Source organism: Chromobacterium sp. ASV23 (assembly GCF_016428945.1).
GTDB classification, from domain to species: Bacteria; Pseudomonadota; Gammaproteobacteria; order Burkholderiales; family Chromobacteriaceae; genus Chromobacterium; species Chromobacterium sinusclupearum.
In genome coordinates this window covers 39988-52975 of record NZ_JAELTR010000001.1, presented here as the reverse complement: position 1 = coordinate 52975, position 12988 = coordinate 39988, and the positions used below count along the sequence as shown (strand labels likewise).

General features: G+C 66.7%; 11 protein-coding genes. 10 read left to right on the top strand and 1 reads right to left on the bottom strand.

Going from position 1 to position 12988, the window contains the following annotated elements; genetic code table 11:
• Position 1 precedes the first annotated feature (1 nt).
• From hypF to hypE, 4 genes are read left to right on the top strand one after another with little or no spacing between them, the layout of a single operon-like run.
• Positions 2 to 2296, top strand: coding sequence for a carbamoyltransferase HypF (gene hypF / locus JHD59_RS00225; protein WP_233163812.1), 2295 nt, complete (start codon positions 2 to 4; stop codon positions 2294 to 2296).
• A 9-nt stretch (positions 2297 to 2305) separates the two neighbouring features.
• The gene (locus JHD59_RS00220; protein WP_103320464.1) at positions 2306 to 2548 is read left to right on the top strand and encodes a HypC/HybG/HupF family hydrogenase formation chaperone; all 243 of its coding nucleotides are present in this window, start codon (positions 2306 to 2308) and stop codon (positions 2546 to 2548) included.
• An 8-nt stretch (positions 2549 to 2556) separates the two neighbouring features.
• Positions 2557 to 3696, top strand: a complete 1140-nt coding sequence (gene hypD / locus JHD59_RS00215; RefSeq protein ID WP_199152698.1) for a hydrogenase formation protein HypD — start codon at positions 2557 to 2559, stop codon at positions 3694 to 3696.
• On the top strand, positions 3693 to 4724 hold the full coding sequence (gene hypE, locus JHD59_RS00210) for a hydrogenase expression/formation protein HypE (protein WP_199152697.1): 1032 nt from the start codon (positions 3693 to 3695) through the stop codon (positions 4722 to 4724). Before hypD ends, hypE begins: the two co-directional genes overlap by 4 nt.
• Positions 4725 to 4811: 87 nt before the next feature.
• On the opposite strand, the gene JHD59_RS00205 is transcribed toward hypE, so the two are convergent.
• A complete protein-coding gene (locus JHD59_RS00205) occupies positions 4812 to 5282 on the bottom strand; it encodes a hypothetical protein (RefSeq protein WP_103320458.1) in 471 nt (156 codons plus the stop codon).
• Between the two features lie 537 nt (positions 5283 to 5819).
• Here JHD59_RS00205 and JHD59_RS00200 point away from each other — a divergent pair.
• From JHD59_RS00200 to JHD59_RS00175, 6 genes are read left to right on the top strand one after another with little or no spacing between them, the layout of a single operon-like run.
• A complete protein-coding gene (locus JHD59_RS00200; RefSeq protein WP_233163811.1) occupies positions 5820 to 6386 on the top strand; it encodes a 4Fe-4S dicluster domain-containing protein in 567 nt (188 codons plus the stop codon).
• Entirely contained in the window at positions 6383 to 8404 is a 2022-nt protein-coding gene (hyfB, locus tag JHD59_RS00195) for a hydrogenase 4 subunit B (protein WP_199152696.1), read from the top strand. The genes JHD59_RS00200 and hyfB overlap by 4 nt, the downstream gene beginning before the upstream one ends.
• Before the next feature lie 10 nt (positions 8405 to 8414).
• Complete coding sequence (locus JHD59_RS00190; protein ID WP_199152695.1) at positions 8415 to 9353, top strand: respiratory chain complex I subunit 1 family protein; 939 nt, start codon at positions 8415 to 8417, stop codon at positions 9351 to 9353.
• Positions 9354 to 9362: 9 nt separating this feature from the next.
• Entirely contained in the window at positions 9363 to 10802 is a 1440-nt protein-coding gene (locus JHD59_RS00185; protein ID WP_199152694.1) for a hydrogenase 4 subunit D, read from the top strand.
• A 10-nt stretch (positions 10803 to 10812) separates the two neighbouring features.
• Entirely contained in the window at positions 10813 to 11463 is a 651-nt protein-coding gene (gene hyfE, locus JHD59_RS00180; protein WP_199152693.1) for a hydrogenase 4 membrane subunit, read from the top strand.
• Positions 11464 to 11467: 4 nt separating this feature from the next.
• Positions 11468 to 12985, top strand: coding sequence for a hydrogenase 4 subunit F (locus JHD59_RS00175; protein ID WP_199152692.1), 1518 nt, complete (start codon positions 11468 to 11470; stop codon positions 12983 to 12985).
• Positions 12986 to 12988: the final 3 nt, after the last annotated feature.

Sequence of the window (12988 nt, the reverse complement as noted above, 5' to 3'; positions counted from 1 at the left end):
CATGCCGCGCGAACAACTGACAGTCAGAGGCATCGTCCAGGGCGTCGGCTTCCGCCCCTTCGTCTACCGGCTGGCCGGCGAGCTGGCGCTGTCCGGCTGGATACGCAATGACGGCAACGGCGTGACCATCGAGCTGCAGGGCGGCGACGCGGCGCTGAGCGGCTTCGCCGAAAGGCTGCTGTCGGAACGCCCGCCGCTGGCGCGCATCGACCAGTTGCTGCGCCAGCCGCTGCCGGAACAGGCGCAGCCCGATGGCTTCGCCATCCTAGCCAGCGAATCCGGCGGCGCCCATGCGGCCATAGGCGCCGACAGCTGCGCCTGCGACGCCTGCCTGGCCGAGTTGTTCGACCCCGCCAATCGGCGTTACCGCTACCCTTTCATCAACTGCACCGACTGCGGCCCGCGCTACACTCTGGTCCGGCACTTGCCTTACGACCGCGCCCAAACCAGCATGGCCGTCTTCCCGCAATGCCCGGCCTGCATGGCCGAATACCGCAATCCGCTGCATCGGCGCTTTCACGCCGAGCCCAACGCCTGCGCGCATTGCGGCCCGGAACTGGCGCTGCTCGACGCCGACGGCCCAGTGGCCGGCGACGCGGTGGCGGAGACGCTGGCACGGCTGCGGCGCGGCGAAATCGTCGCCATCAAGGGGCTGGGCGGCTTCCACCTGGCCTGCGATGCCAGAAATGCCGCGGCTGTGGCCAGGCTGCGCCAGCGCAAGGCGCGTGAGGAAAAACCGCTGGCCATCATGGCTGCCAACAGCGCCTCGCTGGCGGGACTGGCTCGGATCGACGAACTGTCCGGCCGCCTGTTGCGCTCGCCGCAACGCCCCATCGTGCTGCTGCCCAAAACCGCCGGCTGCGATGACGCGCTGCCCGGCGTGGCGCCCGACGTGGCTTGGCTGGGCGCGATGCTGCCGTATACGCCGTTGCACTATCTGCTGTTCCACGAGGCAGCGGGCAGACCCGATGGAACATCATGGCTGGCCGAGGCGCAGTCGCTGCTGCTGGTGATGACCAGCGCCAATCCGCGCGGCGAACCGCTGATCACGCGCAACGAGGACGCGCGCGCCCTGCTGCCGCAGCTGGCCGACGCCGTGCTCGAGCATAACCGCGACATCGTCACGCGCTGCGACGACAGCGTGCTGCGCGTGGGCTGCCATGGCCATGCGCAGTTCCTGCGCCGCGGCCGCGGCTATACACCCTGCGCCATCGGCCTGTCTCGCGGCGGCCCGTCCGTGCTGGCGCTGGGCGCGCACCTCAAGAACACGCTGTGCCTGACCCGCGGCAGCGAGGCCTTCCTGTCCCAACACATCGGCGACCTGGACCGCGTAGCCAACTGCCGGGCGCTGGAAGCGGCGGCCGGGCATCTGCAAACCCTGCTGGCCACTCGCCCAGCCTTCATCGCCCATGACCTGCACCCGGATTACTTCAGCAGCCGCCTGGCGCGGGAGCTGGCCGAACGCCTGAACATTCCTGCGCTGGCCGTGCAGCACCATCACGCCCACATCGCCGCCATCCTGGCCGAACAGCAATGCGACGAAACCGTGCTGGGCCTGGCGCTAGACGGGGTGGGCCTGGGAGACGACGGCGGCGCCTGGGGCGGCGAGCTGCTGATGGTGGACGGCGCGCACAGCCAGCGGCTGGGCCATCTATCCACGTTGGCACTGCCGGGCGGCGACCGCGCGGCGCGCGAGCCGTGGCGCATGGCCGCCGCCGCGCTGCATGGCTGGGGCGCAGACGAGGAAATCCCTGCCCGCTTCCCCCATGAAGCCGCCGCGCCGCAATTGGCCCTCTGGCTGAACCAAGGCAAGGCGCTTACCCGCACCAGCAGCCTGGGCCGCCACTTCGACGCCGCCGCCGCGCTGTTGGGCATCGCCGCCCGCACCAGCTTCGAGTCGCAGGCCGCGATGCGGCTGGAGGGGCTGGCCGAACGCCATGGCCTGCCGCCCAAGCCGCCCCGCCTGCACCAAATAGACCAGGACAACCATCTCGACCTAACGCCGCTGCTGCGCCAACTGGCGTCCGGCATGGCGCCAGCCGCTGGCGCGGCGCTGTTCCACGCCTGCCTGATCGAAGCGCTGGCAGACTGGGCCGCCCAAACAGCCCGCCGCCTGGGGCTGCGCCGCGTGGCCTGCGGCGGCGGCTGCCTGCAAAACGCCATCCTGGCGCGCGGCCTGCACGCGGCGCTTGGGCGGCGCGGTCTGTCCATGCTGCAGGCGCGCCTGGTGCCGGCCGGCGACGGCGGCCTGGCGCTAGGCCAGGCCTGGGTGGCGCAGCGCCATTTCAACCAATAAGGAAACACCATGTGTCTGGCCATTCCCGCCCAAGTCACCGAAATCCTGGCAGACGACCAAGTCAGAGTCGCGCTGGGCGGCCTGCATAAGATCATTTCCACCTCGCTGGTGGACAACGTGAAAACCGGCGATTACCTGATCGTCCACGTCGGCTTCGCCATCGGCAAGCTCGACCCGGCCGAGGCCGAGCGCACGCTGGCGCTGCTAGCCGAAATGGGCGCGACGCCGGACAACCCCGCGGCCTACCGTTAGGAAACCCCATGAAATACATAGAAGCGTTCCGCGATGGCGCCTTGGCGCGCAAACTGGCCGCGACCATTCAGGCGGAGGCCGATCCCGCGCGGCAATACCGGCTGATGGAATTCTGCGGCGGCCACACCCACGCCATCGCCCGCTACGGCCTGCCGGACCTTTTGCCCGCCAACATCCGCCTGATCCACGGCCCTGGCTGCCCGGTATGCGTGCTGCCCACTGGCCGCATCGACAGCGCCATCGCGCTGGCGCGCGAACCAGGGCTGATCCTCTGCACCTACGCCGACACCCTGCGCGTGCCGGCCAGCGGCGGCGTCTCCCTGCTCAAGGCCCGCGCCGCCGGCGCCGACGTGCGCATGGTCTACAGCTGCGACGACGCGCTGGCCATCGCCCAAGCCAATCCTGACCGCCAGGTCGTATTCTTCGCCATCGGCTTTGAAACCACCACGCCGCCCACCGCAGCCGTCATCCTGCGCGCGCAGAAGCTCGGCTTGGCCAATTTCAGCGTGTTCTGCAACCACGTGCTCACGCCTGCCGCCATGGTGCACATCATGGAGTCGCAAGGCGATCCGGACGCGGTGGCGCTGGACGGCTTCATCGGCCCGGCCCACGTCAGCACGGTGATAGGCTATGGCGCATATGAAGGCTTCGCCGCCCAATACTGCCGGCCGGTGGTGATTTCCGGCTTCGAGCCGCTGGACGTGATGCAGTCCATCCTCATGCTGGTGCGCCAGCTCAACGCAGGCCGCGCCGAAGTGGAAAACCAGTTCAGCCGCGTGGTCAGCCGCGAGGGCAACCGCAAGGCGCAAGCGATGTGCGAGCAGGTGTTCGAGCTGCGCAACGAATACGACTGGCGCGGCCTGGGCACCGTGCCCTTGAGCGCCCTCTGCATCCGGCCCGGCTACGCCGACTTCGACGCCGAGCGCCGCTTTGCCCTGCCCTACCGCCAGGTGCCGGACCACAAGGCCTGCGAGTGCGCCGCCATCCTGCGCGGCCACAAACAGCCGGCCGACTGCCGCGCCTTTGGCGCCGCCTGCACGCCGGAGCGTCCGCTGGGCGCCTGCATGGTGTCGTCCGAAGGCGCGTGCGCGGCCCATTTCACCTATGGCCGCTTCCGCGCGGCCGACAAGAACGGAGACGCGGCATGAACCGCATAGACTTTGCCCACGGCCGGGTGGACCTCAGCCACGGCAGCGGCGGCCGCGCCATGGCCAGGCTGATCGAGCAGCTGTTCGTCGCCGAATTCGACAACGGCTACCTGGGCGCGCAGCACGACGGCGCCGCCCTGCCCATGCCGCCGGCCGGCAGCCGGCTGATCCTGGCCACCGACAGCCATGTGGTGTCGCCGCTGTTCTTTCCGGGCGGCGACATCGGCAGCCTGGCGGTGCACGGCACCGTCAACGACGTGGCGATGTGCGGCGGCATGCCGCTGTACCTGACCGCCGGATTCATTCTGGAAGAGGGCTTCCCGTTGGCCGATCTGCGCCGCATCGTGCAATCCATGGCCGCCGCCGCGCTCGAAGCCGGCGTGGCCATCGTCACCGGCGACACCAAAGTCGTGCAGCAAGGCAAGGGCGATGGCGTGTTCATCACCACCACCGGCGTCGGCTACGCGCCCGCCGGCATCAACATTTCGCCGCGCCGCATCCGCCCCGGCGACAAGATCCTGCTGTCCGGCCACCTGGGCGACCACGGCGTGGCCATCATGTCCTTGCGCGAGAACCTGGGCTTCGAAACCGCGCTGCAATCCGACAGCGCCGCCCTGCACACCCTGGTGGCCGACATGCTGCGCGCCGCGCCGGACCTGCGCTGCCTGCGCGACCCGACGCGCGGCGGCCTGGCGGCCGTGCTGAACGAATTCGCCCAGCAGGCCGGCTGCGGCATGCGTATCCGCGAATCCGCCTTGCCGATACGCCAGGAAGTCACCGCCGCCTGCGAGCTGCTGGGCCTGGACCCGCTGTACGTGGCCAACGAGGGCAAGCTGGTGGCCGTGTGCGCCCCGGAAGACGCAGACGCGCTGCTGGCCGCCATGCGCGCTCACCCGCAAGGACGCGACGCGGCCATCATCGGCGAAGCCATCGCCGACGCCAACCAGTTTGTGCAGATGGAAACCGCCTTCGGCGGCAGGCGGATGGTGGATTGGATCAACGGCGAGCAGCTGCCGAGGATTTGTTAAATCCCACCGCATAGGCAGCCACGAGATTAAGAAAAGCGGGCAGCGCATATTGCCTGCCCGCTTTGCAAAGCTAAATTCTTTATCTACTTAAATCAAAGCGTGCTGCAACTCAGCTTTCTCGTGATTCGAAGTCTTGTGAGTCGCATCTTCAATGCTGACCTGGCAATGGTTGCCATCGTACGGGGAGTTTGCGTACAAAATGGTGGAAATCGGATCGCTCTTGCTGCGGCTCACCGCTTTGGTCGTGTCTTTTCCGCCCAGAATGGCATGCAGCTCGCCGCCAATCAGTTCCCACGCACAAATGCTCGATTGTTCAACGCTGAAGAAAGGCTTTGTAACCTTCAGCACGGAGGAGGAGAGGGAGAAATCCATATAACTGTCTTTGGTACCGGCAACCTTGAAATAGAAACGAGTATTACTGCCCTTATAGCTTTCCAGCTCAAACTCAATAGCCTCTTTTTCGGCGCCGCCACCATAGAACGAATCAGTCCCCTTCTGCATGCGCACATAACCAAAATCTTGACCATCAAACTTCAGCTTCAGAATTTTTTTGCTCATTTCAGTTACCCTCAAATTGGTTTGCATAAAATGCGAGTGATAGGTGGAATCTACTTAATGCAGACATACTGAAAAGCAACCGCAGAAAAGCTCAAATCAAGGTTGCAGGGATGGGCTGGTGCGGCAAGCTCAATTTACTGGATTCATTTTAAATAAAAAACTGATACATATGACAGTATGTGTTTTTAATTGAATTATTGAAATACAGAAATAAGCAAAAAGACTGTCTGTGATGGATACATACATCCTATTGCACTGAACCCACATACTCATCTGAATCTGATAACGCTTTTTACCAAGCAATCAACCTCGTCACTTCTGACGACACCCTGTGGCACCGACACTAAATCGACACCGCCGCTGCGCTAGCAGCGACAATATAAACCCATGAAAAACAAAGAAAATCAGACAAAAACCAATCTGGCACGCCTCGTGCATAAGTAAAGCCATTCCGGGCCCCGCCTGGCTTTACTTGGGGGAATCATGAACCGCTTCGTCATTGCAGAGCCCGAGCTTTGCAATGGGTGCAACACCTGCATGGCCGCCTGTTCCGCGCTGCACCGCGCGGCCGGCCTGCAGGCGCATCCACGGCTGGCCGTCACGCGCACGGCCGCCGTCACCGCGCCGGTGCTGTGCCGCCATTGCGACGACGCGCCTTGCGCGCGCGTCTGTCCGGTGGCGGCGATCTCGCTGTCCGGCCGCTCCATCGATCTCAATGAAACGCTGTGCATAGGTTGCAAGCTATGCGCCATCGCCTGCCCGTTCGGCGCCATCCAGCTGGCCGGCACGGCCTGCAGCGGGGTGGCCGCCATCAGCCCGGCCTGGCAGCCGCCGCTGGCGGAAACCCGGCCTGCCGCCGCGCCGCATGACAGCAACGCCATGCTGTCGCCGCTCTTGGCCTGGGAACCGGGCGTGAAGGCCATCGCCGTCAAGTGCGACCTGTGCCAAGGCCTGGCCGATGGCCCGGAATGCATGCGGGTGTGCCCGACGCAGGCGCTGCGGCTGGAAGACAACGATGCGCTCGCGCGCGCCGCCGACGCCCGCCGCCAGGCGGCGCTGTTCGCGCTGGGCGCGGACCCGAGCCTGCCGGAGGAAAGATCATGAGCCTCGCTCCCCTGCAATGGCTGCTGTTGTCCGTTTGCCTATATGGCGCGGGCGCGCTGCTGAGCCTGCTGCTGGCCCGTTTGGAAAACCTCGCCATCGGCGCCTCGTCCGTCTTCGGCATGGCCGGCGCGGCCTGCGGCCTGGCCGCCTCGCTGCCGGTATTGCAAACCGGGACGGTAGAACGCTTTTTGATGGACGGACCGTTTGAATTCGCCCATTTCGCCGTGCGGCTGGACCCGCTAGCCGCGCTGCTGCTGCTGGCCATTTCGGCGCTGACGCTGCTCGCCTCGCTATATGGCTGGTCGTATGTGCGGGAATACCGCGGACGCGGCGTAGGCGCGATGGGCTTCTTCGCCAATGTCTTCATCGCCTCGATGACGGCGCTGGTAGCGATGGACAACGCGTTTTACTTTTTGATCCTGTTCGAGGCGATGTCGCTGGCGTCGTATTTCCTAGTGATTTTCGAGCAGGACGAGGATGCCGTCGACGCGGGCTTCCTGTACTTCCTGATCGCCCACGCCGGATCGGTGCTGATCCTGATCGCCTTTTTCCTCCTGTACGCGCAAAGCGGCAGCTTGGACTTTGACAGCTTCCGCGCCTTGAAGCTGGATGGCCCGCTCGCCTCCGTCGTGTTCCTGCTTGCCCTGTTCGGCTTCGGCGCCAAGGCAGGCATGGTGCCGCTGCACGGCTGGCTGCCGCGCGCCCACCCGGCCGCGCCCTCGCACGCCTCGGCCCTGATGTCCGGGGTGATGGTGAAGATAGGCGTGTTCGGCATCATCAAGGTGGGCGTGGACATTCTGGGCGCGCACACCGCCTGGTGGGGTTTGCTGGTACTGGCCATCGGCGGCGTGTCCGCCGTGCTGGGCGTGCTGTACGCGCTTGCCGAGCAAGACTTGAAGCGCCTGCTCGCCTACTCCACCGTGGAAAACGTGGGCATCATCCTGCTGGGCGTGGGCGCCGGCATGCTGGGCCTGGCCGCGCATCAGCCCTTGCTGGCGGCGCTGGGTTTCCTGGCCGCCGGCTATCACCTGCTCAATCATGCGCTGTTCAAGGGCCTGCTGTTCATGGGCGCGGGCTCCATCCTCTACCGCGCTCACAGCAAGGACATGGAACAACTGGGCGGCCTGGCCGCGCGCATGCCGTGGACGGCGCTGAGCTTCCTGGCCGGCAGCCTGGCCATCTGCGCGCTGCCGCCGTTCAACGGCTTTGTGTCCGAATGGTTCACCTATCAGGCGCTGTTCGCCGTCAGCCAGGATGCCGGCTTCGCGCTGCGGCTGGCCGGCCCGCTGGCCATGGTGATGCTGGCCTTGACCGGCGCGCTGGCGGCCATGGCCTTCGTCAAGGCTTACGGCATGTGTTTCTCCGGCGCGCCGCGCAGCCGCCATGCGGCGGAGGCGACCGAGGCGCCGTTGCCCATGCGCGCGGCCATGCTGCTGGCCGCGCTGGCGCTGTTGCTGCTGGGCGTGGGGGCGAGCGCGGTGTCGCCGCTGATGGCCAATGTGGCGGCGTCCTTGACCCACGCCGCGCCGGCCTCGGTGACGGAAGGCCTGGCCATTCATCCCGGCCTGCACGCCAAGACCATGGTGTCCATGCCGATCCTGGCGCTGCTGCTGATCTCGCTGCCCTTGTGCGTGCTGCTGGCCCTGTCCATCCTGCGCGGCGCGCGGCTGGCCCGCCGCCAGCAGGGCGATGCCTGGGCCTGCGGCTACGCGCAGGAAGCGTCGATGTCGGTCGGCCCGCAGGGCCTGACTCAGCCGGTGGCGCACATGTTCGCGCCGCTCTACCGCCTGCGCAGCCAGTTGTCGCCGTCCAGCAAGCTTGAGGCCGCGCTGGAGCGGACGATAGCCGGCGCTACGCGCGCCGAACCGGTATGGGACCAGCGCCTGGTGTTGCCTGCGGCCCGTTGGGTAGACCGCCTGGCCGCCTGCATCCGCGTGCTGCAGCACGGCGACTTCCGCCTGTACTGCCTGTACGTGGTGGTGGCGCTGGTCGCGCTATTGCTGATCGTTGCCCGCTAGGAGGAGAACCATGTCTCAATTGCAATGGATTCCGCTGGCGGTGGCGCAAGCCCTGCTGCTGCTGGCGCTGGCGCCCTTGTTCACCGGCGTGTCGCGCATGATCCGCGCCCGCATGCACTCGCGGCGCGGCCCCGGCGTGCTGCAGGACTACCGCGACATTTTCAAGCTATTCCGCCGCCAGGACGTGGCGCCGGGCCACGCCGGCCTCGCCTTCCGCCTGGCGCCGGCGGTGCAGCTGTCCGCCATGCTGATGCTGGCGATGGCCCTGCCCGCGCTCACCCGCCACTCGCCGGCCGGCCCGTTGGCGGACCTGATCACCTTCGTCTACCTGTTTGGCCTGGCTCGCTTTTTCTTCTCGCTGTCCGGCATCGATTCCGGCAGCGCCTTCGCCGGCATCGGCGCGGGCCGCGAGCTGACGCTGGGCATTCTGGTGGAGCCGACGATGATGCTGGCGCTCCTGGTGGTGGCCTTGATCGAGGGCAGCACCAATCTCGGCGCCATCGCCACCGGCATGTCCGGCAGCTATCTGCAGTCGCCGGCCGCCATCGGCCTGGCGCTGGCCGCCTTCGCCTTTGCCGTGTTCATCGAGATGGGCAAGCTGCCCTTCGACTTGGCCGAGGCGGAGCAGGAGCTGCAGGAAGGCCCGCTGACCGAATACTCCGGCCCCTCGCTGGCGCTGTTGAAACTCGGCCTGGCGCTGAAGAAAGTGGTGCTCGCGCAGTTCATGCTGGGCGTATTCCTGCCGCTGGGCGCGGCGGACAGCCTGGCGCCGGGGGCGCTGCTGGCCGCCGCGGGCTGGCTGCCGCTCAAGCTGCTGGCGGTGTTCGTCGTCGCTTCTCTCATCGAGAACAGCATGGCGCGCGGACGTTTCCTGTTGACCGCGCGCGTTACCTGGGTGGGCTTCGGCCTAGCCGCGCTGTCCTTTGTTTTCTATCTCACCGGTCTTTAAGGAGCACTCATGGAACACCTCGCTCTGGCGACCATCCTGCTGCCTTTCCTCGGCGCGGCGCTGGTATTGGCCAGCCCGCGCCCAGCCGGCCGCGCGCTGGCGCCGCTGTTCGCGCTCGCGGCCACGGCAAGCGCCATCTGGCTGGCGGCCGACTTCCGGGAAGGCGGCGCCGTCGCCGCCCATTACCCGCTGCTGAGCTTGGCCGGCATCGAGCTCTTGGGCCTCACCGTGGACCGTCTCAGCACGCTGATCGGCATGGCCGTGGTGGGGCTGGGCTTCTTGGTGGCGCTCTACTCCACCGCCTACATGACGCCGGCCAACCGCGAGCACCCGCACGCCGCCGCGCCGCGCTATTACGCCTACCTGTTGGTGTTCATCGGCGCGATGGCCGGCCTGGTGCTGTCGTCCACCCTCTTGGGCCAGTTGGTGTGCTTCGAGATCACCGGCGCCTGCTCCTGGGGGCTGATCGGCTATTACCAGAAGCCCAAGGCGCTGCAGTCTGCCTTGAAAGCTTTGCTGATCACCCACATCGGCTCGCTGGGCCTGTACCTGGCCGCAGGCTGGCTGTTCGCCCAAAGCGGCAGTTTCAGCCTAACCGCGATTTCGGCGCTGCCGGATTCCGCCAAGATCGTGGTGCTGCTGGGCGTGCTGTGGGCGGCCTGGGGCAAATCGGCCCAGCTGCCGCTGCACATGTGGCTGCCGGACGCGATGGAGGCGCCGACCCCGGTGTCCGCCTATCTGCACGCGGCGTCCATGGTGAAGGTAGGCGTCTACATCTTCGCCCGCGCGCTGGACGCCACCGGCAGCGTGCCGCACCTGGTGGGCTGGGTGGGCGCGGTGATGGCCACCGTCACGCTGCTGTACGGCTTCTGGATGTATCTGCCGCAAAAGGATATGAAGCGGCTGCTGGCCTATTCCACCATCACCCAGCTGTCCTACATCTTCCTGGCGCTGTCGCTGTCGGCCTTCGGCTCTCGCCTGGCTTTCAACGGCGCCATCGCCCACATCTTCAACCACGCCTTCGCCAAGAGCTTGTTCTTCCTGGTGGCCGGCGCGCTCAGCTACAGCTGCGGGACACGCTTGCTGCCGTCTTTGCGCGGCCTGTTGCGCGGCGCGCCGCTATTGGGGGTGAGCTTTTGCGTGGCGGCGCTGGCGATCACCGGCGTGCCGCCCTTCAACGGCTTCTTCAGCAAGTTCGCCATCTTCGCCGCCGGTTTCCAACTATCGCAAACCGAGCCCTGGCTGCTGCCGCTGATGCTGCTGGCGATGGCGGAATCGGTGGCCAGCTTCGCCTGGTTCTTGCGCTGGTTCGGCAAGACGGTGCCGGGCGAACCGTCCCCGGTGGTGGCCGCGGCGCAGCCGCTGCCCTGGCAAATGAAAACCGTGCTGGCCGTGCTGCTGGCGATGAGCCTGGCTTCCAGCTTCATCGCCGCGGCCTGGCTGGCTTGAGGAGGAATGCATGGACGGAATGCTGATCGTCAACAATCTGACCGGGCTCTTGATCGTCACCTCGCTGCTGGTGATCTGCGCCGGCCGCGTGGCTACGGCCGCCCGTTTCTACATGCTGCAATCGCTGGTGCTGGTGGCGGTGTTTCTGGCGCTGGCCATTACGCAGGGTTCGCACGAGCTGACGCTGTGGGCGGCTTCGGCCTTCGTCACCAAGGTGGTGCTGGCGCCGCTGATCCTGATCAAGCTGCTGGGGCCGCTGCAGGATGATCCTGAGCTGACCGGCCTGCTCGGCCCGGCCTGGATGGCCGTGCTGGCGTCGCTGATCGTACTGGTCAGCTGGTATGCGGTGGATGCCGTGCAGCTGGCGGTGGTGGCCCACCTGAAGCCGGCGCTGGCGGTATCGCTGGGCCATTTCCTGCTGGGCCTGGCCTGCATCGTCACCTCGCGCAACATCCTCAAGCAGATCTTCGGCTACTGCCTGATGGAGAACGGCGCCCACCTGACCCTGGCCTTGATGGCCGGCAAGGCGCCGGAGGTGGTGGAAATAGGCATCGCCACGGACGCGGTGTGCGCGGTGCTGATCATGGCGCTGCTGGCGCGCCGCATTCATCGCACGCTGCAAACGCTGGACGTGCGGCAACTGACCGCTTTGAAGGGTTGAGGCCATGACTGCTACGCATTGGCTTGCTTTTCTGTTGTTGATTCCGCTGCTGGCCTCCGCGCTGTGCGCGGGCAGCCGCCTGGCCGGCGCGGCCTGCGCGCGGCTGGCCAGCCTGGTTCACCTGGCCAGCGTCTCGCTGCTGCTGGTTCTGTCGCTGGCCGCCTGCGCCGAGGCGCTGTCCGGCGGCCCGCTGGAGGCCCTGGACGGCTGGCTGCGCATCGATGCGCTGGGCGCGCTGTTCCTGGCGCTGATCGGCGCGCTGGGTTTCGCCACCGGCCTGTACTCGATAGGCTATATGCGCCACGAGCTGCAACACGGCGAGGTAGGGCCGGAGCGGCTGTGCGGCTACTACGCCCTCTTCCAGCTGTTCCTGTTCACCATGCTGCTGGCCGTCACCGCCAACAACGTCATCATGATGTGGGTGGCGGTGGAAGCCACCACGCTGGGCTCGGCCTTCCTGGTGGGCTTCTACGGCCAGCGCTCCTCGCTGGAGGCGGCCTGGAAGTATATGGTGATCTGCACCGTGGGCGTGGCTTTCGGCCTCTACGGCGTGGTGCTGGTCTATTCCAACGCCGCCAGCCTGCTGGGCGACCACGGCGGCGCGGCGCAATGGACCACGCTGCTGGCCATGGCCCATCAGCTGGACCCGGCGCTGACGCGCATCGCCTTCGTCTTCGTGCTGATCGGCTTCGGCACCAAGGCCGGCTTCTTCCCCATGCACGCGTGGCTGCCCGACGCCCACAGTGAGGCGCCCAGCCCGGTCAGCGCGCTGTTGTCCGCCGTGCTGCTCAACTGCGCGCTGCTGATTGTGATCCGCTTCCACATGCTGGCTTCGCGCGCGCTGGGGCCGGGCTTCTCGGAAACGCTGCTGCTGGCCTTCGGCCTGATGTCGGTGGCCGTGGCGGCGCTGTTCATCCTGTCGCAGCGCCATATCAAGCGGCTCCTGGCCTACTCCAGCGTGGAAAACATGGGGCTGATCGCCATAGCCCTGGGCCTGGGCGGCCCGCTGGGCGTGATGGCGGCGCTGTTCCATACCGTCAACCACAGCCTGGCCAAGGCGCTGCTGTTCTGCGGTTCCGGCAATGTGCTGCTCAAGTACGGCACGCCGGACATGGGGTCGGTCAAGGGCCTGCTGCGCGCCGCGCCGCTGACGGCCATGCTGTTCGGCGCCGGCGCGCTGGCGCTGGGCGGCATCCCGCCGTTCAACGTGTTCTACAGCGAGTTCCTGATCGTGGCCGCCGGCTTCAAGCAGGGCCATGTCGCGCTGACCCTCGTCGTGCTGCTGCTGTTGACCATCGTACTGGCAGGGCTTGCCCGCATGCTGGCGGCCACGCTGTTCGGCCCCGCCCCGGAAGAGGTGCTGCCGGGCGAAGCCGGCTGGCTGACGCTGCTGCCGCTGATCCTGCTGATGCTGGCCATGCTGGCGATAGGCCTGTTCATGCCGGATAGCTTGCAGACGCTGCTGCGCGAAGCGAGCCGAATCGTGCTGGCCGCAGCCAACCACCCCGTAGTCATCCGCTGAGGC